This window comes from Dyella sp. M7H15-1, from assembly GCF_004114615.1.
Classification (GTDB): domain Bacteria; phylum Pseudomonadota; class Gammaproteobacteria; order Xanthomonadales; family Rhodanobacteraceae; genus Dyella_B.
Genome location: NZ_CP035300.1, coordinates 221,746 through 241,793 on the forward strand (window position 1 = coordinate 221,746; position 20,048 = coordinate 241,793).

Below are 20,048 nucleotides of genomic sequence, written 5' to 3' on the forward strand. Positions count from 1 at the left end.
TGATTCCCGCTGCCGTCAGCGTGACTCAAGTCATGGTGGCGATGGCCGAACTTTTACATCGCCACCGACGTCGCATGCTCGCGTGTGGTCGCGAAGCGCACTGCAGGCGAACGTTCCTGCGCCAATTGCAGGTTCACGCGTGACGGCGCCAGATACACCAGTTCACCGGCAGCATCGATGCCAAGATTCATGATGTTCTTCTCGCGGAATTCTTCCAGCTTTTTCTCATCGTCGCAGTGAATCCAACGCGCGGTGACCACGGTGACCGGTTCGAAGCTGGCATCCACGCCGTATTCGTCTTTCAGACGGTAAGCCACCACGTCGAACTGCAGCACACCGACGGCGCCCAGAATCAAGTCGTTGCTCATTAGCGGCCGGAAGAACTGCGTGGCGCCTTCTTCCGAAAGCTGCGCCAGACCTTTCTGCAACGCCTTCATCTTCAGCGGATCGCGCAAGCGCGCACGGCGGAACAATTCCGGCGCAAAGTTGGGGATGCCGGTGAAGCTCACCAGCTCACCTTCGGTGAAGGTGTCGCCGATGCTGATCGTGCCGTGGTTGTGCAGGCCGATCACGTCGCCCGGATAGGCGCTTTCCACGATTTCGCGATCGCTGGCCATAAAGGTCAGCGCGTTGGCGATGCGTACTTCCTTGTTGGTGCGCGTTTGCAGCATCTTCATGCCGGCACTGTAGGTACCCGAGCAGACGCGCATGAAGGCGACACGGTCGCGGTGCGCCGGGTCCATGTTCGCCTGGATCTTGAAGACGAAGCCGGTGAGTTTTTCTTCTTCCGGCTTGACCTCGCGGCTCAGCGTGTTGCGAGAGCGTGGTGGGGGTGCATGCTCCACGAAGAAATCCAGTAGTAATTGCACGCCGAAGTTGTTCACCGCCGAGCCGAAGAACACCGGTGTCAGCTTACCGGCCAGATACTTGTCCAGGTCGAACGGGTGCGAGGCGCCCTGGATAAGCTCCAGTTCCTCGCGCAACTCTTTCAGCGCCTCGCTACCGATGGTGGCTTCCAGCCCTGGCGCATCCAGCCCCTTGAAGATGGTCGAGTTCTGGCGGGTGAAGTTCTTGCCCGCTTCAAAAACGTGCACTTCGTCCAGTAGCAGGTGATACACGCCCTTCAGGCGCTTGCCCATGCCGATGGGCCAAGTGACGGGGGCGCAGGCAATCCCGAGCACCGATTCCACTTCGTCCAGCAACTCGATCGGCGAGCGGCCTTCGCGGTCCAGCTTGTTGATGAAGGTCATGATCGGCGTGTCGCGCAGCCGGCACACCTCCATCAACTTGATGGTGCGTTCTTCCACGCCCTTGGCGCAGTCGATCACCATCAACGCCGAGTCCACCGCGGTCAGTACGCGGTAGGTATCCTCGGAGAAATCCGCGTGGCCGGGGGTGTCGAGCAAGTTGACGATCTTGCCCTCGTAGGGGAACTGCATCACCGACGAGGTCACCGAAATGCCGCGCTCCTTTTCCAGCGCCATCCAGTCGGACGTCGCATGCCGCGCAGCCTTGCGGCCCTTCACCGAGCCGGCCATCTGGATCGCGCCGCCGAACAGCAACAGCTTTTCCGTCAGGGTGGTCTTGCCTGCGTCAGGGTGGCTGACGATGGCGAAGGTGCGGCGGCGGTGGGTTTCTTGGAGGTGGGCGGACATGGGCGGATCGGCTGGGGTGCTAACCGCTTATTGTAGCGTGGAACGGCAAGGTTCCTCAGGTTGCCCCTCGCCCGATTTTTCGGGTGGGTGTCGCTGAGCTTCGCCTGTCCAGCTTATTGGAAAGAAGCCGCTTTTTGCTGCGCATGACATAGAGGATGAAAACTTGATCCCCGTCGATACGGTAGAAGATTCTGCATGGTGGCTCGATGATTTGCCGATAACGCCATCCCTTCAGCTCCTGCGGCTTGGAGCCGCTCTCAGGATGGTCAGCAAGCTGCCCTATGTGTGCGAAAACGCGTTGAACGAGCTCGTTTGCCGCGAGGGGATTTTCGAGCGCGATGTAATCGGCGATTTCTTCCAGCTTACTGAGCGCCGGATCGGTCCAAATCACTTCAGCCATCGTTTGAGGCGTTCCTTTGCCTGTTCATGCGTCAAGGTGCGGCCTTCTTCCACCGCACGTTCACCGCGCGCAATGCCTTCCAGCAGCTTCATGCGCCGCTGCATGGCTTCGTAAGACACAACATCGACAAGATAAGCGCTAGGCAAGCCATGCTGGGTTATCAGGATTGGCTCGCGGTGGCGCTCCAGGTCAGCCAACAGTTCAGTGGCCTGGCGTTTGAGGGTGGTGACCAATTCGGTGCGCATGCGAGTGATACTAAAGTATCACTTTAGGAGATGCCAGTGCCTTACGTTCCTGGTGACTCTGCTCGGGGTCAGAGGGGCGGTGGCGCAAGACAATTCGACCCCAGAGGTCATCACGAAAGCGTTTTATTCGTGGTACATACGGATTGACTCTCAAGGAAAGTTTCCGTTGCTCGACGACCGAATCTTTCTGTACGTCGAAAAGAAGACGATCAATGCCCTACGGGGTGACTATCGACGTGGGACGCTTCCGGGTGATGGGGACTACTTCACCAAAGTGCAGGACTACGACGAGAAAGATTGGGAAAACAGCATGGCGGTCCATCCCGCCATCATGCTGGAAGGGGTTGCTGTTGTGCCAATAACGTTTGGGTCTAACGAAAAAGTGAGCGTGCTGGTTTTTCTGCGGAAGTAGGACCATAGGTGGAGGATCATGAAGGTAGAGGATATGCTGGATTACTTCTGACCTTCGCCTTTTTGGCTCGTTGCGCAGTTCTACCCTAGGTCGTACCGACGATCTGGATCGTGTCGGCCCGTGCCTATCAATATTGTTTCGAGCATCCCTATCGATTGGCCGTCCAATTGGCATCCGGCAGGCAATGGTCGACATCCAGCACCATGTTGTTGGGATCTCGCGTGTCGTTCGGAATAAAGACCTGCAAGTCCGCCGATTGCGCATAACTGAGATGGCTGGCGCATTGCGCACTTTGCCCGGTCCCCAGCACGATTTTTTGCCCGGCCTTCAAGCGGCATTGCTTGATCTTGTCCAGACGACTCCATTCCGGACAAATTTCGTACGCGCTGCGAAAAGTGTCGAGTGGCCCCGTGGGCGGATTGAATGTCCACCAGCGGCCGAATTGCGCGTTCGGATTACCGCTATCCCACACGCGGTAGACCGTTAAAGGCTGATCCACGCGATACACCTTGCCGGCGCATAAGCCGCCTTTGCCAGCCATCCCCAAGGCTGACTTCAGCAGGTCCGGATCGCTAACCTCGCTCAATCCGAAAGGCGCCATCACGGTGCCGGCGCATGGCGCGCCGCTAGTCATGGCCACAGCCGATGCGGTGTTGTCCGCGCGCGAGGCATTCGTAGGAAGGGTGCCGCTGCATCCGCTCAGGGCAATAAGCATAAGAAGCGGGGCGGCGCCGATAGGATGAGCCGAGAGCTTCGAGCCTGGAACACGCAGATATTTCATACGACACATCTCATGCCATCGAGTAGTGCGAAATATCGAGGGAGGCGCGTCATTGCTTAGTGAATGGGCCTCCCGTGCAAAAAAAGCCCGGGCTCTCGCCCGGGCTTTTTTGTCCTTACTTCGCTTCCTTCTCCATCAACTTCGCCACCATGCTCGCCGGCACTTCTTCGTAATGATCGAAGATCATCGTGAAGGTGCCGCGGCCACTGGTGGCCGAGCGCAGGAAGTTGATGTAGCCGAACATTTCGGACAGCGGCACGAAGCCCTGCACGAAGGCGTTGGTGCCCTTCTGGCCCTGTTCGCTGATCGAGCCGCGGCGGCGGTTGATGTCGCCGATCACGTCGCCGAGGTAGTCGGCTTCGGTGACTACTTCGAGCTTCATGATCGGCTCGAGCAGCTTCGGCTTGGACATGCGCTGTGCTTCGCGGAAGCAGGCGCGGCCGGCGATTTCGAAGGCCAGCGCCGAGGAGTCCACGTCGTGGTACTTGCCGTCGATCAGGCGTGCCTTGAAGTCCAGTACTTCGTAACCGGCCACCTGGCCCTGGCGCGATTCCACCGTGATGGCGTGCTCAACGGCCGGGATGTATTCGCGCGGCACGCGGCCGCCGACGATTTCGTCGGAGAACACCACGCCGCTGCCCGGTTCGCCCGGCTCGAAGATCATCTTCACTTCAGCGAACTGCCCCGAGCCGCCGGACTGCTTCTTGTGCGTGTAAGTGTGTTCGACGGTCTGGCCGAAGGCTTCGCGGAAGCTGACCTTGGGCTTGCCCATGTTCGCGTCCACGCCGAGCTCCGTGCGCATACGGTCAATGGTGATTTCCAGGTGCAGTTCGCCCATGCCCTTGAGCACGGTTTGTCCGGTTTCCTTGTCCACTTCCATGCGTAGCGACGGGTCGGCCTTCACCATCTTGTAGAGCGCGGTGGAAAGCTTGTCGATGTCGTTGCGGCTCTTCGGTTCCACCGCCACGCTGATCACCGGGTCGGGGAAGCGCATGCGCTCCAGCAGCACCGGATGGGCCGGATCGGTGAGCGAGTCGCCGGTCTCGGTTTCCTTCATCGAGACGAAGGCGCAGATGTCGCCGGCGCGCACTTCTTCGATGTCCTTGGTGGCGTTGGCCTGCACTTCCACGATGCGGCCGATGCGCTCTTTCTTGCCGCGTGTGACGTTTTGCAGGGTATCGCCCTTCTTGATCACACCCGAATAGATGCGGCAGAAGGTGAGCGTGCCGAACTGGTCGTTGATCACCTTGAAGGCCAGTGCGCGGGCCGGGGCTTCGTCCACCACGCCCTGTTCGCCGACCACGTTACCGTCTTCGTCCACCAGGCCGATGCCGCCGTTCTCACCCGGGAACGGCATGTAGTCAACCACGCCGTCGAGCAGCTGCTGCACGCCCTTGTTGCGGTAGGAGGAGCCGCAAAACACCGGCACCAGCTTGCCCTGCACGCAACCGGTACGGATGGACTTCTTCAGCAGTTCCAGGCTGAAGTCGCCGCTCTTGACGAAGGTTTCGACGTCACCCGCATTGAGCAGCTTGTCGAAGGCTTCATCGTCCATTTCCAGCGCTTTTTCGATGGTTTCTTCGCGCAGTGCGGCGAGTTGGGATACCCATTCCTTGTCCGCGGCGGTGGTGAAAGCCTGCACCTTCGGGTGGTTGGCAATTTGGTCCAGCGGGATGATTTCCCACTTGCTGTCCTTGTCGTGGCCTTCCCAGATGTAGCCCTGGCCGGTGATCAGGTCGGCCATGCCGATGAAATCGTCGTGGCTGCCCAGTGGTACCTGGCAGAGCACGGCGTTGGCGCCGAGACGGTTCTTGATGCCTTCCACGGCGTGTTTGAAGTTCGCACCGATGCGGTCCATCTTGTTGACGTAGCACATGCGCGGCACGTTGTACTGGTCGGCCAGACGCCAGTTGGTTTCGGTCTGCGGTTCCACGCCGGCCACGCCGTCGAACACCACCACGGCGCCGTCGAGCACGCGCAAGCTGCGGTTCACTTCGATGGTGAAGTCCACGTGGCCTGGGGTGTCGATCACGTTGATCTGGTGGCCCTTCCACTCGGTGGATACAGCGGCGGACTGAATGGTGATGCCGCGCTTGCGTTCCTGCTCGAGGTAGTCGGTGGTGGTCGAACCCTTGCCGTCTTTCGTGTCATGCACGTCGACGATCTGGTGCTTCTTGCCCGTGTAGTACAACACGCGCTCGGTGGTGGTGGTCTTGCCGGCGTCGATGTGGGCAATGATGCCGATGTTGCGATACAGGTTTAGAGGTTTTTGACGAGCCACAGTCTTGATTCCATGAGTAGAAGCGGTTTAGCGATGGAGGCGGGCGCCTTGGTACAGCCCGCAGCGTACGTTTTCAATGTGTATTCGGCGTTTCCGAATGATCGTGACGACGATGTTGGCAAGGACCGACATGCTGCTCTCCGGGATCAGGTCAGCGCGTAGCCGAACTGTTCCTTGAACTCGGCAGCAAATTGGTCGTAGTTGAAGTGCTGGTTCTGCGTGCCGGGATGTTCCACTTTCAATGCCCCCATCAACGAGGCTACCCGGCCGATGGTGGGCCACTCCCAGCCTTTCATAATGCCGAAGATCAGGCCGGCGCGATAAGCGTCGCCGCAGCCGGTGGGGTCAATCACCTGACGCTCGCGTGCCGGAGGGATGTCATGCGTGGTGCCGTCCGCATGGATCAGCGAGCCGCGTGGGCCAAGCGTCACGATGTACGCTTGCACGCGCGAGGTGATATCGACGGCGCTCCAGCCAGTGCGTTGCTGCAGCAACTGCGACTCGTAATCGTTGGCGATCACGTAGGTAGCTTTTTCGATCATGGCGCGGAACTCCTCGCCATTGAACAGTGGCATCGCTTGGCCGGGATCGAACACGAAGGGCACGCCGCGCGCGGCGAATTCGTCCACGTGCTGCAGCATTGCCTCGCGGCCATCCGGAGCGACGATGCCGAAGCTGATGTTCGGAATGTTGCGCACATGATTTTCGTGCGCGCTGGACATGGCGCCCGGGTGGAAGGCGGTGATCTGATTATTGTCGAGGTCGGTGGTAATGAAACACTGTGATGTAAATTGATCGTCAAACACGCGGATGCATTCCATGCGGATGCCGCATTTTTCCAGATGGTCGCGATAGGGTGCAAAATCCTGGCCCACCGCGGCCACTGGCAGCGGATCGCCACCCAGCAGCTTCAGGTTATAAGCGATGTTGCCGGCGCAGCCGCCGAATTCACGGCGCATCCGCGGAACGAGGAAGGACACGTTCAGAATGTGCACCTGATCGGGAATGATGTGATTCTTGAACTGGTCCTGGAACACCATGATGGTGTCGTAGGCGAGTGATCCGCAGATGACGGCAGACATGGGCGTGGTGATCCCCGAAGTTAGCTGTATGGCGCAGCCGCGTGGCGGCAAACACATTATCGTAGCGTGAGATCGGGGAACGGGAAACAGGGGATTGGGGGCTTGAAGGTGTCAGCGCTCTAGCATCTGCTCCCACCCCGTCTCTAGAGGGCAAGGAAGGGGCGAAAATCGGGCATTCGCATGATCAGCACGTTTCTCGTTCCTCACGCCGCGTTCCGTCGTCAAAACAAGCCTTTCTTAACGAGAATATCCTTGCGGCCAAGGGGTTTGCTGACTAGACTGGCGCGCTTGCTTTTTAGCCAGAGTCGACACGCGGCGGACCCATGTTCAAGAAGTTTCGCGGGATGTTTTCGAACGATGTTTCCATCGACCTAGGCACAGCCAATACGCTTATTTACGTAAGGGGCCAGGGCATCGTCCTAAACGAACCATCCGTCGTAGCCATCCGCCAGGATCGAGGGCCGGGTGGTCCCCGCGCCGTTGCTGCCGTGGGTGGCGACGCCAAGCGCATGCTGGGTCGTACCCCTGGAAATATCGCCACTGTGCGTCCCATGAAGGACGGCGTGATCGCCGACTTCACCATGACCGAGGCGATGCTGCAGCACTTCATCCGTCAGGTACACCGCTCGCGCCTGCTGCGTCCCAGCCCTCGCGTGCTGGTGTGCGTGCCATGCGGCTCCACCCAGGTGGAGCGCCGCGCCATCAAGGAATCGGCCGAAGGCGCCGGTGCCCGCGATGTGTTCCTGATCGAAGAGCCAATGGCTGCGGCGATCGGCGCCGGTATCCCGGTGCACGAGGCGCGCGGCTCGATGGTGCTGGATATCGGCGGCGGTACCTCCGAAGTGGCGGTGATCTCGCTGAACGGCATTGTCTATTCGCAATCCGTACGCGTGGGCGGCGACCGCTTCGACGAAGCCATCATCAACTACGTGCGCCGCAATCACGGCACGCTGATCGGTGAATCGACTGCCGAGCGCATCAAATTGGAAATCGGCTGTGCCTTCCCGCAGAGCCAGGTCAAGGAGATCGAAATCTCCGGCCGTAACCTGGCCGAAGGCGTGCCGCGCATGTTTACGATCAACTCCAACGAAATCCTGGAAGCCCTGCACGAGCCGCTCGCCGGCATTGTGGCCGCGGTGAAGGCGGCTCTGGAGCAGACGCCGCCGGAACTGTGCTCCGATGTGGCCGAGCGTGGCATCGTGCTCACCGGCGGTGGTGCGTTGCTGCGCGATCTGGATCGTCTGCTATCGGAAGAGACCGGTTTGCATGTGCAGGTGGCGGACGATCCGCTGACCTGCGTGGCCCGTGGTGGCGGCAAGGCGCTGGAGCTGATTGATCAGCACGGCAGCGACTTCTTCGCACCTGAGTAACTGTCCTCGCTGGCGAGGGCTCATTATTCCCTCTCCCCGTCGGGGAGAGGGTAGGGTGAGGGGCCAAGGCTTGCGTCCATGCTGATTCGAAGCGCATCTAAAAAGGCACTCGTCGCAAAGTCTCTCGCGAGATGGTCCCCTCACCCCAGTCCTCTCCCCGGCGGTGAGAGGGAGTGGATTTACGGTGGGCGTGGAGTTCACGTATGGCCCTGACACGCGACGAACCCTCGCCTCTGTTTGCCGGCACTGCTGCCGGAACGCTGCGGTTGATCTTCTATCTCGCCATCGCGGTGGTCTTGATGGTGCTCGATCATCGTAACGGATGGTTGTGGCGCATGCGTTATGCGACGGCGATCGTGGTGGAACCTGTCTACCGGCTGGCGAGCCTGCCGGCCGAGGGCATGCACGCGCTTAGCGTAGCCTTTGCGGATCGCCGCATGCTGACCGAGCAGAACCAGCGCTTACGCGAAGATCTGCTGCTGGCCAACGCCAAACTCAATCGCATGGCGGCTGTGGCCCAGCAGAACGAACGTCTCAAGGAGTTGCTCGATACCCAGCACAGCCTGAAGTTGCATGTGCAGATGGCGCGCGTGATCGGCATGGACCTTGGCGCATATCGCCACCGCATGATGATCAGCCTCGGTACGCGCGATGGCATTAAGTCAGGCCAGCCAGTGATCGACGCCCATGGCGTAATGGGCCAGATTATCGATGTCCTGCCGAACTCCGCGGCGGTGATGCTGGTCACCGATCCCGATCATGCATTGCCGGTCGTGATTGAACGCACCGGGCTGCGCACGATTGCCTACGGCTCCCGTACGGGTGAGCAACTTACGCTGCCGACGATACCGATGGCCGCCGATATCCGGCCCGGCGACAAGCTGCTTACCTCCGGCCTGGGTGGTCGTTTTCCCGAGGGTTTCCCGGTGGGCGAGGTCACCCGTGTCGGGCCGGCGGCCAGCGGCATGTTCCTCGAAGCGAAGGCCAATCCCGGCGCGGACCTGGATCGCAGCGATGAAGTGCTGGTACTGCATGATCTGGCCGAGCCAGCCGGTCCGCCACCGCCGCCGTCCCCCGCGGGGCCGCCCGCGGATGAAGCAGCACCTGCTCCGACGCCAGCGAGTACGGCAGTGGCTCCGCGTCCATCGATACCTGTGCCGTCCGCCAAGCCCGCTTCGGCGCAGGCCGATGCAACCCCGGTGGGAGCGTTGCAGACATGAGCCGCCAGCGTTTCTCCTTCTGGTGGTTTGTCGGCACGCTGGCCGCCTCGCTGTTGCTGATGCTGATCCCATTGCCGCATGTGCTTGATCCGTTCAAACCCTACTGGCCCGCATTGGTGTTGTTGTATTGGGCGATGGAGTCGGGTGATCAGCGTGTGACGCTGGGCCTGGCCTTCGTGCTGGGTGTATGCGCCGATATGTTCAACGGGGTGTTGTTGGGCGAGCAAGCGTTGCGTCTGTGCGTGCTGGTGTTTATCGCGCTACGCTTCCGCGCGCGCTTGCGCTTCTTTCCGATGTGGCAGCAAACGCTTGCGGTGCTGGCGTTGTTGCTCAACGATCGCTTCCTGCTTTTGATCGTGCGTGCGTTTGCTGGTGAATCCACGCCGCCAGCCTTGTGGTGGGCATCCCCCTTCGTCAGTGCGTTGCTGTGGCCGTTCCTGTTCCTGCTGCTGGACGATCTGCGGATGCGGTTGAGGGTGCAATGAATAGCGGGACTTGGGATTTTTATAGCGGGACTCGGGACTCGGGACTCGGGACTCGGGAAAGTCCGCAAGTCCATGGCTTATCGCATGACATGCAGATGCCGTCACTGGATGAGCGCGCAAAAGCAAAGCGCTGCGCAGTACCCGCTTTTTCCGAGTCCCGAGTCCCGAGTCCCGAGTCCCACACCAGTGAGGCATTCCCGTGCCCAAGCTGATCCGCCGCCGTTTCAAAGACACGCGTGGCGAAGGCGAGCTGTTCCGCCGGCGTGCGATCACTGGCTTTGCCCTGATCCTGCTGGGCTTGTGCGCGCTGGTCGGGCGCTATGTGTTCCTGCAGGTGCTGCATCACGATGAATTCGCGCTGCGCTCCGTCAACAACAGTGTGAAGCCGCGTGCCATTCCGCCTGCACGAGGATTGATCTACGACCGCAACGGCATCTTGCTGGCCGACAACGTGCCCGCGTTCCGGCTTGAAGTTCGTCCGGATCAAGTGCAGCACATGAACGATATGCTGGCCGATCTGGGCAAAGTCGTGCCGCTTGACAAGGACGATATCGACACCTTCCGCAAGCAACTCAAGCAATCGCGCCGTTTCGATAGCGTGCCCCTGAAGATGCGCCTCACGGAAGACGATATTGCGCGCTTCGCGGTGAATCGCTGGCGGTTCCCAGGTGTGGATGTGGTGCCTTACCTCACCCGCTACTACCCGCTGGGGCCACTGTTTGCGCATGTGGTGGGTTACGTTAGCCGTATCGATGCGGACGATCAGATCAGCCTCGATCCGGATCGCTACAAGGGCACCACGCACATCGGACGCACTGGTCTGGAGCGTTCTTACGAGGACATGCTGCACGGCTTGCCAGGCTATGAACTTGATGAAGTAAATGCCGATGGACGCATTCAGCAGGTGTTGGAAACACATCCGCCGATACCTGGCAAAAACCTTTACCTGAGCATCGATGCACGCATCCAAAAAGCAGCCCAGGATGCTTTCGAAGGTCGCCTGGGTGCGGCCGTCGCCATCGATCCGCGGAACGGACAGGTGTTGGCGATGGTCAGTGTGCCGCAGTTTGATTCGAATTTGTTCATCAATGGCATCAGCAATGCGGATTACAAAACGCTGATTACGGATACCAACAAGCCGTTGCTCAACCGTGCGCTGAAGGGCGCTTATCCGCCGGGCTCGACGGTGAAGCCATTCATGGGGTTGGCCGGTTTGGAATACGGTGTGCGCACGCCGCAGGATTCGGTGTTTTCCAACGGCACGTTCTACATTCCCGGACAATCGCGGGGCTATCGCGACGACCAGCGCTACGGCGCCGGCACGACGAACCTCTATAAGGCGATCTACGCGTCGGTCAATACGTACTTCTACCGGCTCGCCCTAGATCTTGGCATCGATCGCCTTAGTGAATTCATGGGCTCCTATGGATTCGGGCATCCCAGCGGCGTGGATCTTCCCAGCGAATCATCCGGCGTGTTGCCGTCGCGCGAGTGGAAGGCTAAACATTCACCCAAGCAACCCGCTTGGTATCCCGGTGAAACGGTGATCACGGGTATCGGCCAGGGGTATTGGTCGGTCACCGCCATGCAGTTGGCCCATGCCTTGGCAACCTTTGCAGGACGCGGCGTGCCTTACGCGCCGCGCGTGGTGATGTCGACCGCTGATGTCGGCAAGTTGCCCTCGCCGCTGCCCAATCCTCCGTCAGGGCCGTCCCTGATCAAAAACATGAAAGACTGGGAGGCCGTGAACGAGGGCATGCAGTTGGTGATCTACAGCAATGACCCGTTGTCCACCGGTTATCGGGTCAAGCTGGGCGAAGGTTTTCCGTATCGCATCGCGGGCAAAAGCGGTACTGCCGAGCGTTTCTCGCGCACCAGCGATACCTACAATGAAAATCGCAATTCAACCTATCTTGCCGCGCGCCATCGTGCCTGGTTTGAAGCATTCACGCCGGCGGAGAACCCCCGCATCGCGGTTGCCGTGGTGCTGGAGGCGGGGGTGTGGGGCGCGGATGACGCCGGTCCCATCGCCCGCAAGATTCTCGACGCTTGGCTTGCGACACAAGGCGGTGCGGTTCCGCCCAACAAGCCACTGCCGGAATCCAGCGTGGCGTCCGTCCCCGCGCCTGGCATAAGCACCGCCGGATCGGTAGAAGTGATGCCCGAAGACACCCCGCAGAGCGACACGCCCGCACCCTACAGCTCCAGCGCAGGAGACGATTCGCAATGATCGATACTTGGCGCACGCGTCTGCATCGTTTCTTTCGCCGCGTATGGACGCGTCCACGCATCGATCTGCCGCTGGCATTTGCGCTGATGATCTTGTGTGGCGTAGGGCTGGTAACGCTCTATAGCGCGGGCGATGCCAGCATATCGTTGGTGGGCGGGCAGGCTGCGCGCTTTGTGCTGGGCGGTATCTTCATTCTGTTGATGTCGCGCATTCCGCCATCAACATTGCGCAATTGGACGCCCTGGCTCTACGCAGGTAGTACGGTGTTGCTGGTCGTCGTGGCGGTATTGGGCGAAGGGCGTGGCGCAGATCGCTGGCTCAATCTCGGCGTCATGCGTTTCCAACCGTCAGAGCTGATGAAGCTCACTATGCCGATGATGGTGGCCTGGTATCTGCATCCGCGTCAGTTGCCGCCGGGCTGGAAGGATATTGCGGTGGTCGGCGCGTTGATCGCCATTCCAGCTGGGCTGATCGCCAAACAGCCCGACCTAGGTACAGCATTGCTGGTCACGGCGGCCGGGGCATTCGCCTTGTTCCTCTCGGGCATGGCATGGTGGCGTATCGGTTTGCTGCTTGCCGCCGTCGGTGGCATGGTGCCGATTGCCTGGCACTTCATGCACCAATACCAGCGTGACCGCGTACTCACCATGTTGAATCCGGAATCCGATCCGCTCGGCAACGGCTGGCACATCATCCAGTCGCAAATCGCAGTAGGTTCCGGTGGCGTGTTCGGCAAGGGCTTCGAACAGGGTACGCAATCACGCTTGGACTTCCTGCCTGAGCACACCACCGACTTCATTTTCGCGGTGTTCTCCGAGGAGTTCGGTTTGATTGGCGTTTGCGCGATCCTAGTGCTGTACGCCTTCATCATCGGGCGCTGCCTGTGGATTGCGATGGAAGCCCGCGATACCTATTCGCGTCTGCTGGCTGGCGCGATCGGCATGAGCTTCTTCGTCTACGTGTTCGTCAACGGCGGCATGGTGGCGGGGTTGCTGCCGGTGGTAGGCGTGCCGATGCCGATGGTGAGTTACGGTGGCACTTCGGCGGTGTCGTTGTTGGTGGGCTTCGGTGTGCTGATGTCGATTCACGCCAATCGCAAAGTGCATGATTGAGTCGGAATCAACCTACGTTGTTGGTCATTTCGCACCTCGCCTAAGATTGGCAAATCTGGAGCGGGCCAAACCAATGTCGCGCTGACTGGTTGTTCGCGTTTTCAAGAGCAACACGACACCTGACCGACAGGGATCTGCACCGTCATTATTGCGGATGTTGTTTCAGCGGGAGCATTAAGGTCATTGGGTGCATTGGCGATGGCCGAAAACCATAGTGCTCATAAAACTGCTTCGCACGCTCGTTCAACGCATGAACGAACAATGCCCGGACACCAGCATTTTCTGCGACAGATCGCACGCGCGTTACGGCGTCTTGGAGCAAGGCCGCGCCAAGCTTGATGCCTTGAGTGCGAGCATCCACCGCGAGCCTTGCGAGCACCATCATTGGCACCGGATCAGGCATGTTGCGCCGGACGGCACCGGTGGCTTCCTGGTGCGCGACAGCCCCGGCTGCCAAAGCGTAATACCCACGCACGCATTGGTCTGCATCGATCACAACGAAGGTGCGGCTGGCCCCGTTGAGGTGGTTGGTCAGTGCGCGCCGTTTCAGCCAATCGTCCAGCGATGGCTCGCCGCAATTGAGCTCGTCGAGTCGATGCGTCGCGGCGAGCGACTGCGGTGCTGAAAGCGGCATGTTCACGGCTTGTTCGTACTCCACGGAGCCTTGATAGCCATCAGGCGCTCAAGGCCAGGATTGGCGTCTTGTGGCGCATCGAGCAATGCAGTGAACTGCCGGAACCTGTTTTCGTCCAGGGCGAAAAAGACCTGATCCAACACAATCGCTTTCGCACGCTCGCACGCAGCTTCGAGCATGAAGTCTGAGCGATTCTTGCCCAGCAGATTAGCGGCGTGGTCGATCAGGTCGCGCTGCTCGGGTAGCGCACGCAAGTTGATGGAGGCGTCACGCATGGCCTTCTCCTTAGTGTGTATACAACAGATACACATGGTAGGTTAATGTGTATTTGTTGTCAATACATTCAGCTCACGGCGGACCTGGCTGGTGATCCGGCCCGCGCGGTGCGCCAGCTTGCGGCGCTGAGGACCAAGGTTGGCGGGCACATTGTGAGCCTGGATCGGCTATTTGCTTCAATCGGCGACGAGACGGCGAAGAAGACCTTGGTGACAAGTTGGCCACCGGCTGGTGGTTGCCCGCATGACCGGTGGCATACACGCAATGCGCAAGAGCATCGTCGGCTGCGAAATCTTTTGGAGTCGACTGCTGACCGAGGTCGGCCGGTATCGGCACCTGCACGCTCTACATCTACTTCACCAACAGGCAGGCATTGTTCAATGATGTTTTCCGCTGCGCCAAACACGAGGTGATATTCCCACAGCGACAGATCGACCCTGCTGCGCCGCTCAAGGCTCAGGTGTGTGGTGTCTAGCATAGAATGCTTGATCATCCCCGTGTCGGCGTGATCAGGTTGGCTTTATGGACTAATTTGTTGGTTCGCCTTTCATAAGCGATGAGCGCCGCATTCGTTAAACCGCGCGGCTGATTCGTGCCGTGTCGACTACCGATATCCAGGAAAGCCGTTCAGTTGCCTTCCGACTCTGCGGGGATGCGATCCGCTTCGGGAGTGTTTGTTGTCGTTTCACCGGATATTTTTTCTTCAAAGGAAACGTAATATGCCTATCAAAACTGCCCCTGTTGCTTTGATTACTGGTGCTTCATCTGGAATCGGCTTAGCCGCCGCGAATTTGTTTGTCGAACGCGGCTGGCGCGTCGCCGCTACCATGCGAAATACGACGGATGGCGCGGCGCTGGCCGAACACGAGCAAGTCGTGGTGTTGCCACTTGACGTGACCGACACTGCTTCGGTCGAAAGGGCGGTCGCAGCAACGCTAGAGCATTTCGGCAGGATTGATGCAGTCATCAACAACGCTGGCTATGGCCTATTCGGTCCTTTCGAAACAGCGACCGATGAGCAGGTCCGCCGTCAATTCGCCACCAATGTGGATGGCACCTTTTCCGTGATCCGCGCGGTCCTGCCAAGCATGCGCAAGCAAGGCAGCGGTACGATCGTCAATGTCGCCTCGCTTGGTGGTTTGATGACTCTTCCTTTTTTCTCTCTGTACCACGCAACCAAGTTTGCAGTGGTCGGTTTTACCGAGTCCCTGTCTTTCGAACTTGCGCCACTTGGTATTCGCGCCAAATTCGTGGCGCCGGGCGTAGTGGCTACCGATTTTTCCGGACGATCACTCGCGCGCACGTTCTCGGACGGTGAGCATGCTTATGGCGGCACCCTACCCAAGGTTATGTCGGCGATGGATATGCGACGCGGTAATTATTCCAGTGCCGAGTCGATTGCCGAGATTATTTTCACGGCGGCGACCGATGGCTCAGACCAGGTGATGTATCTGGCTGGTCAGGATGCCGAACAGATATTCGTGCTCCGCCAAACCTTATCAGAAGCACAAAGACTAGAAATGGTGAGGCAACATTCCGGACTCTGATAGGCATTGCCGGTCGTTCCGTACCAATGCGCGTCAGACCGAACGGGACCGATCCTGACCCACGGCGTCATGCTGAGGCAACGTAATGGTCGTTTCACCTCAGCGTGACGCTGCCGTATTCAGGTGGCTGCCCGATGCTCTTTGTCCTCGGTGGTGATTTTCAGCAGGCTTGCTGCCGCTTCCGAGGCCACGCGCCTGGGCCAACTGTCTTGAATATGCTCGGCAACCAGGCACGGCTCGCCTGCCTGACACTGGGAGCAGGTGAGATTGTGCAGCATCAGTTCTTCAACGAGTGATTCAGTCATGGCTGGGTTCCCCCGTGAAAGGACCGACATGAAGGGTCGGATGCCGGCTTACGTTTGCTAAGAGGGCTATCGGCAGGTGGCACTCTTACTTGAGTAAGAAGCAAGAGGCGTTCCAAAACCACTTCATGTCACGGCATCGGAATCGCACAGGGCCTGAATACCATTGAGGTATAAGATCCTTTTTTACCCACGAAATGGGAGTCCTGATATGACCAGGCTATGGTTTGCAACGGTGGCGGCGGCGTTCTGTCTGTCGCTTGCGGCGTGTGGTGGCTCAAGGGCCATCGCCCAGAACAACGACACGTGCGGTAAACAGCTCATTGACTTGCAGGCAGCGCTCAACTCCGGCGCCATGACGCAGGCTGAATACGATAGGGCGCGTGCTGAAGCTATCCGGCGTTGCGATGAGGACTAATCGTTGCGGTGATTCAATTTGGCGCAGGGCATCATGGAGTTAGGCCATGTCTGGATGACTGGCCTGATCCCACTGCGGCGATCGTTAATTTGTGCAATCTCCACGCGTTCCCGGAACCTCCATGCCCCGTGTCCCTTACGCTGTTCGCCCGCATGCTGTGCCTTGCATGTTTTTTCGTCTGGCTTTTGCTGTCGCCATGGCACTCGCTGCGGGTACTGCCGGTGCTCAGCAAACGCATACCGACGACGTGCCGCTGCCGCAGGACACGCCATACCTGGGGCCAGTCGCGATTCATATCGATGCCAACGATACCATCCATGGCATCTTTCGCATCCATGAAACCATTCCGGTGAGGTCAGGCGCGTTGACGTTGCTGTATCCGCAGTGGATTCCCGGCGACCATTCGCCGACCGGTCCGATCAACATGCTTGCGGGCCTGAAGGTTACCGTCGACGGCAGGCCGCTTGTGTGGAAGCGTGACGAATACAACGTGTACGCGTTCCATCTCGATGTCCCCGCAGGCGTCTCCAGCGTCGATGTGGCGTTCCAATATATGTCGGGCCGCACCGACAGCGAGGGTTTCGAGATCACCGATCGCATGATGGATATGGAGTGGAGCAAGGTGCTGCTCTATCCGGCGGGCTATTTTTCCCGCGGTATCACTTTCGTCCCCAGCTTGACGCTGGCGCGCGGCTGGCAGTTTGGTACGGCGCTGGATACGGCCTCACAGTCAGGTGACACCGTCACCTTCAAGCCGATCACACTCAACCATTTGGTCGATTCACCGGTCTATGCCGGTCAATATTTCAAGCGGGTGGATCTCAATCCGGGCGGTGATGTGCCGGTACATCTGGACGTGGTCGCGGATGCGCCGAAGTACCTGGAGATGACGTCCGAGCAATTGAGGGTGCACCGTGCCCTGGTCACCCAGGCGATGAAGCTGTTCGGCTCTCACCATTACGACCATTACGACTTCCTGTTCTCACTGTCAGGCGTACTGGAGGGCAACGGCACCGAACACCATCAGTCCAGCGAGAATGGCATGGATGCCGATTATTTCACCGCATGGGACGACGCAGCGCCCGGCCGCGACCTGCTGCCCCACGAATACACCCATTCGTGGAACGGCAAGTTCCGCCGTCCCGTCGACTTGTGGACGCCCAATTTCAACGTGCCGATGGGCGATTCGCTATTGTGGGTGTACGAGGGGCAGACGCAATACTGGGGCTACGTGCTGACCGCGCGTTCCGGCATGTGGACGGCGCAGCAGTTCCTCGATGCGTTAGCGATGGAGGCCGCCAATTACCAGATCAACCGGCCGGGTTTCCAGTGGCGTACGCTCGAAGACACCACCAATGACCCCACCGTCGCTCGCCGTTCCAGCCTGCCGTACCGTAGTTGGCAAATGAGCGAGGATTACTACAGCGGTGGCCAGATGATGTGGCTTGAAGTGGATGCGAAGTTGCGCGCGCTCACGCACGACAGGAAATCGCTGGATGATTTCGCCAAGGCGTTCTTTGGTGTCGACAACGGTAGCTACGTCACTAAAACCTACACGTTTGACGACGTGGTGGCAGCGTTGAACAGCGTGGCTCCTTATGACTGGGTCAGCTTCCTGCATGAGCGTGTCGACGCACTCAACCCGCCACTGGAGAATGGTATTGCGGCAACGGGCTGGAAGATGGTCTATACCGACAAGGAAAGCGCGTACGAGAAGCAGTACAACGAGCGGCCGCAATCGCCTCGGCACTTGTACAACTTCGCCTGGTCGATCGGCCTGACCATGAACGACAAGGGTGAGGTGAATGACGTACGTTGGGACGGCCCGGCCTTCAAGGCCGGTGTCAGCACGGGCGCCACCTTAGTGGCGGTGAACGGCCAGAACTATTCGACCGACGTGCTGAAGAATGCGATTGCCACGGCCAAAGACAGCAAGGCGCCGATCCAGTTGCTGCTGAAGTATCAGGGCGGTTACCGCACCGTGCCGGTGGATTATCACGATGGCCTGCGATATCCGCATCTGGTGCGCGTGAAAGGCACGCCCGATTATCTGAGCGAGATCATCGCGCCACGCAAGTAAGTGCTTCTTGTAAGGTCACAAGGCTTTAGTTTTTGCGCTGATCTTGCTCGGCATGCGCACCAGCAACGTGGTCTTCCGGGTCGCCATTGAGAACACGCACGATATCGTCCACCCGCTGCGCTAGGTGATCGAAACAGTGCGCCAGCGTGTTGCGGCAGATCAACACCTCCGGATCATGGGTGGCCCGCCGTGCGGTGACGGCGGCAAAGAGTCGAAGTTCGTCGCGGACGACGCACAAGTCCTGGAACGCCCCGGCTGGCAGGGCGTAATGGGCGGGAAGGGAGGTGCCGCGAGGAACAAAGGGCTTGCCTGTCATGCCGTATCTCCTTGATGAAAAAGGAATGCTTGCTTGCCGTTGCGGACTGTCAATGGCTTCAAGTCTAGTTCTTTTTGTAATCGTAATACAGGTAAAAAACTGACTTTCGCGTAACCGTAATACGAGTAATAACGTCGTCGCCGACCTCAAAAAAAGGAAGGTTATGAAGCGAAAGGGCATCCATTCAGCAGAACATCGCGAGCTGGTGAGCCTGCTGTTTGATCTCCGACGTCAGGCTGACCTGACGCAGGCGGAGGCAGCGGATGCCCTGGGCCGGCCGCAGACGTATGTTTCGGCGGTGGAAGTAGGGCGACGTGGCGTGGACCTGTTGCAGATCCGGGAATTTTGCGCCATCTATGACGTGAGCTTCCCCGAATTCGCCGAACACTACGAGAAGCGCCTGATGACAGCGACCAGCCAGGAGCGGCCACCCAGGCTTTCCACCCGCAAACGGGGCGCGGCCAAGAAAGTGTCGCGGTCGAAAACAGCCAAAGGCACGCCGAAAGGGAAATAGCCGCGGTGCGGCCTGTGCTTTCCGCATGACACGCCGTCTTTCATCGAAGTCGACAGAATCACTGCGTCTTTGATGGCACTCGTGATCCTTTGGGCCGCTTCGTGCTCCGCGTCGCCTTAACCAGCCCTCAGTCGCTTCGTTACATCGCGCTAACAATCGCTAGCGCACATTGACTATCCAGGCAGCGAAAATGGGCGCCGCCCAATGCTGTCATGCGGTCGAGACCATTCATGAACACTCAAGGCACACCACATATTCGTTCACCATGGCGTCTGAGCACATGGTTTGATTATTTCATCCGCTTTATGCATCCCCGCCAGACGGTGCCCGTGCGGATGACAAAGCGGCAGGAACTGCTTGCGGCGCAGGACAAGAAGCGGCAGGAACAGCGGGCGCACGTGCTGGAGTTGCTGCGCGAAGTGAAGGAAAAGCATCATCAAGAGCCGATGCATCCGAAGGGGCTCTAGAAGCCGCAGTTTCGGGATTGTAGCGCACGATACTTATTCAGCGTTGCCATAAAGAAAGCCGCCATTGCGGCGGCTTGGTCGGAAGAGTCGAGGGGCAGGGGAACCCCGTCGCACCTTGTTACCCGACAGACAATTTTTCTCATATCTCATGTGATGATTTTGAAAAGATGCAGACCGTTGCAATCAGTCATGTGTATCGCCGGGTCCTTATACAAACGCTT

The 20,048-nt window shown here is 59.1% G+C and carries 21 protein-coding genes; 11 read left to right on the forward strand and 10 right to left on the reverse strand.

All coding sequences use genetic code 11. From position 1 onward, the window contains the following. Positions 1 to 53 precede the first annotated feature (53 nt). Genes EO087_RS01190 through EO087_RS01200 form a run of 3 tightly spaced genes read right to left on the reverse strand, consistent with a single transcriptional unit; the run spans position 54 to position 2,300 of the window. Positions 54 to 1,655 carry a peptide chain release factor 3 gene (locus EO087_RS01190; RefSeq protein WP_128897270.1) on the reverse strand — a complete coding sequence of 534 codons (1,602 nt, stop codon included), beginning with the start codon at positions 1,653 to 1,655 and terminating at the stop codon, positions 54 to 56. Positions 1,656 to 1,710: 55 nt separating this feature from the next. Further along, positions 1,711 to 2,055: a type II toxin-antitoxin system RelE/ParE family toxin gene (locus EO087_RS01195; protein WP_128897271.1), complete on the reverse strand. Its 345-nt coding sequence runs from the start codon at positions 2,053 to 2,055 to the stop codon at positions 1,711 to 1,713. Beyond that, positions 2,043 to 2,300, reverse strand: a complete 258-nt coding sequence (locus EO087_RS01200; RefSeq protein WP_128897272.1) for a type II toxin-antitoxin system Phd/YefM family antitoxin — start codon at positions 2,298 to 2,300, stop codon at positions 2,043 to 2,045. The genes EO087_RS01195 and EO087_RS01200 overlap by 13 nt, the downstream gene beginning before the upstream one ends. 52 nt (positions 2,301 to 2,352) lie before the next feature. Between EO087_RS01200 and EO087_RS01205 the strand changes: the two genes are divergently transcribed. Further along, positions 2,353 to 2,712: a DUF3828 domain-containing protein gene (locus EO087_RS01205; protein ID WP_205744407.1), complete on the forward strand. Its 360-nt coding sequence runs from the start codon at positions 2,353 to 2,355 to the stop codon at positions 2,710 to 2,712. Between the two features lie 148 nt (positions 2,713 to 2,860). On the opposite strand, the gene EO087_RS01210 is transcribed toward EO087_RS01205, so the two are convergent. The 3 genes from EO087_RS01210 to EO087_RS01220 all read right to left on the reverse strand — a co-directional run bounded on the left by EO087_RS01210 (position 2,861) and on the right by EO087_RS01220 (position 6,856). Then, a complete protein-coding gene (locus EO087_RS01210) occupies positions 2,861 to 3,493 on the reverse strand; it encodes a hypothetical protein (RefSeq protein ID WP_205744408.1) in 633 nt (210 codons plus the stop codon). Between the two features lie 115 nt (positions 3,494 to 3,608). Further along, positions 3,609 to 5,774: an elongation factor G gene (gene fusA, locus EO087_RS01215; protein WP_128897273.1), complete on the reverse strand. Its 2,166-nt coding sequence runs from the start codon at positions 5,772 to 5,774 to the stop codon at positions 3,609 to 3,611. A 146-nt stretch (positions 5,775 to 5,920) separates the two neighbouring features. Next, positions 5,921 to 6,856 carry a carbohydrate kinase family protein gene (locus tag EO087_RS01220; RefSeq protein WP_128897274.1) on the reverse strand — a complete coding sequence of 312 codons (936 nt, stop codon included), beginning with the start codon at positions 6,854 to 6,856 and terminating at the stop codon, positions 5,921 to 5,923. 323 nt (positions 6,857 to 7,179) lie between these two features. Here EO087_RS01220 and EO087_RS01225 point away from each other — a divergent pair, with 323 nt between their 5' ends. The 5 genes from EO087_RS01225 to rodA all read left to right on the forward strand — a co-directional run bounded on the left by EO087_RS01225 (position 7,180) and on the right by rodA (position 13,273). Further along, positions 7,180 to 8,226, forward strand: a complete 1,047-nt coding sequence (locus tag EO087_RS01225) for a rod shape-determining protein (RefSeq protein WP_128897275.1) — start codon at positions 7,180 to 7,182, stop codon at positions 8,224 to 8,226. A gap of 203 nt (positions 8,227 to 8,429) precedes the next feature. Beyond that, a complete protein-coding gene (gene mreC / locus EO087_RS01230; RefSeq protein WP_128897276.1) occupies positions 8,430 to 9,446 on the forward strand; it encodes a rod shape-determining protein MreC in 1,017 nt (338 codons plus the stop codon). Beyond that, the gene (gene mreD / locus EO087_RS01235; RefSeq protein WP_128897277.1) at positions 9,443 to 9,931 is read left to right on the forward strand and encodes a rod shape-determining protein MreD; all 489 of its coding nucleotides are present in this window, start codon (positions 9,443 to 9,445) and stop codon (positions 9,929 to 9,931) included. Before mreC ends, mreD begins: the two co-directional genes overlap by 4 nt. A gap of 208 nt (positions 9,932 to 10,139) precedes the next feature. Then, positions 10,140 to 12,161 (forward strand): penicillin-binding protein 2, encoded by a 2,022-nt coding sequence (gene mrdA, locus EO087_RS01240; protein ID WP_128899759.1) that lies wholly within the window; start codon positions 10,140 to 10,142, stop codon positions 12,159 to 12,161. Beyond that, on the forward strand, positions 12,158 to 13,273 hold the full coding sequence (gene rodA / locus EO087_RS01245) for a rod shape-determining protein RodA (RefSeq protein ID WP_128897278.1): 1,116 nt from the start codon (positions 12,158 to 12,160) through the stop codon (positions 13,271 to 13,273). Before mrdA ends, rodA begins: the two co-directional genes overlap by 4 nt. A 145-nt stretch (positions 13,274 to 13,418) precedes the next feature. Here the strand turns inward: rodA and EO087_RS01250 are convergent, their stop codons facing one another. Together EO087_RS01250 and EO087_RS01255 are read right to left on the reverse strand one after the other, a co-directional pair. Further along, positions 13,419 to 13,907: a GNAT family N-acetyltransferase gene (locus tag EO087_RS01250; RefSeq protein ID WP_205744460.1), complete on the reverse strand. Its 489-nt coding sequence runs from the start codon at positions 13,905 to 13,907 to the stop codon at positions 13,419 to 13,421. Between the two features lie 2 nt (positions 13,908 to 13,909). Continuing rightward, positions 13,910 to 14,182, reverse strand: coding sequence for a DUF1778 domain-containing protein (locus EO087_RS01255; protein ID WP_128897280.1), 273 nt, complete (start codon positions 14,180 to 14,182; stop codon positions 13,910 to 13,912). A 720-nt stretch (positions 14,183 to 14,902) separates the two neighbouring features. Between EO087_RS01255 and EO087_RS01265 the strand changes: the two genes are divergently transcribed. Further along, positions 14,903 to 15,730, forward strand: a complete 828-nt coding sequence (locus tag EO087_RS01265; RefSeq protein ID WP_128897282.1) for an SDR family oxidoreductase — start codon at positions 14,903 to 14,905, stop codon at positions 15,728 to 15,730. 119 nt (positions 15,731 to 15,849) lie between these two features. Here EO087_RS01265 and EO087_RS01270 read toward each other — a convergent pair whose 3' ends face one another. Then, positions 15,850 to 16,035, reverse strand: a complete 186-nt coding sequence (locus EO087_RS01270) for a hypothetical protein (protein ID WP_128897283.1) — start codon at positions 16,033 to 16,035, stop codon at positions 15,850 to 15,852. A 208-nt stretch (positions 16,036 to 16,243) separates the two neighbouring features. On the opposite strand from EO087_RS01270, the gene EO087_RS01275 reads away from it, so the two are divergent. Both EO087_RS01275 and EO087_RS01280 read left to right on the forward strand, forming a co-directional pair. Continuing rightward, a complete protein-coding gene (locus tag EO087_RS01275; protein ID WP_128897284.1) occupies positions 16,244 to 16,450 on the forward strand; it encodes a hypothetical protein in 207 nt (68 codons plus the stop codon). 196 nt (positions 16,451 to 16,646) lie between these two features. After that, entirely contained in the window at positions 16,647 to 18,530 is a 1,884-nt protein-coding gene (locus EO087_RS01280) for a peptidase M61 (RefSeq protein WP_240669220.1), read from the forward strand. Positions 18,531 to 18,555: 25 nt separating this feature from the next. On the opposite strand, the gene EO087_RS01285 is transcribed toward EO087_RS01280, so the two are convergent. Next, positions 18,556 to 18,846, reverse strand: a complete 291-nt coding sequence (locus EO087_RS01285; protein WP_128897285.1) for a hypothetical protein — start codon at positions 18,844 to 18,846, stop codon at positions 18,556 to 18,558. Positions 18,847 to 19,009: 163 nt separating this feature from the next. On the opposite strand from EO087_RS01285, the gene EO087_RS01290 reads away from it, so the two are divergent. Together EO087_RS01290 and EO087_RS01295 are read left to right on the forward strand one after the other, a co-directional pair. Then, positions 19,010 to 19,360, forward strand: a complete 351-nt coding sequence (locus EO087_RS01290; protein WP_128897286.1) for a helix-turn-helix transcriptional regulator — start codon at positions 19,010 to 19,012, stop codon at positions 19,358 to 19,360. A gap of 230 nt (positions 19,361 to 19,590) precedes the next feature. After that, positions 19,591 to 19,827 carry a hypothetical protein gene (locus tag EO087_RS01295; protein ID WP_128897287.1) on the forward strand — a complete coding sequence of 79 codons (237 nt, stop codon included), beginning with the start codon at positions 19,591 to 19,593 and terminating at the stop codon, positions 19,825 to 19,827. Positions 19,828 to 20,048 lie beyond the last annotated feature (221 nt).

Coding starts and splice junctions, on each gene's coding strand:
- EO087_RS01210 (WP_205744408.1), bottom strand. CDS start 3,493: ATGAAATATCTGCGTGTTCCAGGCTCGAAGCTCTCGGCTCATCCTATC.
- EO087_RS01265 (WP_128897282.1), top strand. CDS start 14,903: ATGCCTATCAAAACTGCCCCTGTTGCTTTGATTACTGGTGCTTCATCT.
- EO087_RS01285 (WP_128897285.1), bottom strand. CDS start 18,846: ATGACAGGCAAGCCCTTTGTTCCTCGCGGCACCTCCCTTCCCGCCCAT.
- rodA (WP_128897278.1), top strand. CDS start 12,158: ATGATCGATACTTGGCGCACGCGTCTGCATCGTTTCTTTCGCCGCGTA.
- EO087_RS01250 (WP_205744460.1), bottom strand. CDS start 13,907: ATGCCGCTTTCAGCACCGCAGTCGCTCGCCGCGACGCATCGACTCGAC.
- EO087_RS01280 (WP_240669220.1), top strand. CDS start 16,647: ATGGCACTCGCTGCGGGTACTGCCGGTGCTCAGCAAACGCATACCGAC.
- EO087_RS01275 (WP_128897284.1), top strand. CDS start 16,244: ATGACCAGGCTATGGTTTGCAACGGTGGCGGCGGCGTTCTGTCTGTCG.
- EO087_RS01195 (WP_128897271.1), bottom strand. CDS start 2,055: ATGGCTGAAGTGATTTGGACCGATCCGGCGCTCAGTAAGCTGGAAGAA.
- EO087_RS01225 (WP_128897275.1), top strand. CDS start 7,180: ATGTTCAAGAAGTTTCGCGGGATGTTTTCGAACGATGTTTCCATCGAC.
- EO087_RS01290 (WP_128897286.1), top strand. CDS start 19,010: ATGAAGCGAAAGGGCATCCATTCAGCAGAACATCGCGAGCTGGTGAGC.
- EO087_RS01270 (WP_128897283.1), bottom strand. CDS start 16,035: ATGACTGAATCACTCGTTGAAGAACTGATGCTGCACAATCTCACCTGC.
- EO087_RS01200 (WP_128897272.1), bottom strand. CDS start 2,300: ATGCGCACCGAATTGGTCACCACCCTCAAACGCCAGGCCACTGAACTG.
- EO087_RS01190 (WP_128897270.1), bottom strand. CDS start 1,655: ATGTCCGCCCACCTCCAAGAAACCCACCGCCGCCGCACCTTCGCCATC.
- EO087_RS01255 (WP_128897280.1), bottom strand. CDS start 14,182: ATGCGTGACGCCTCCATCAACTTGCGTGCGCTACCCGAGCAGCGCGAC.
- mreC (WP_128897276.1), top strand. CDS start 8,430: ATGGCCCTGACACGCGACGAACCCTCGCCTCTGTTTGCCGGCACTGCT.
- EO087_RS01220 (WP_128897274.1), bottom strand. CDS start 6,856: ATGTCTGCCGTCATCTGCGGATCACTCGCCTACGACACCATCATGGTG.
- mreD (WP_128897277.1), top strand. CDS start 9,443: ATGAGCCGCCAGCGTTTCTCCTTCTGGTGGTTTGTCGGCACGCTGGCC.
- EO087_RS01295 (WP_128897287.1), top strand. CDS start 19,591: ATGAACACTCAAGGCACACCACATATTCGTTCACCATGGCGTCTGAGC.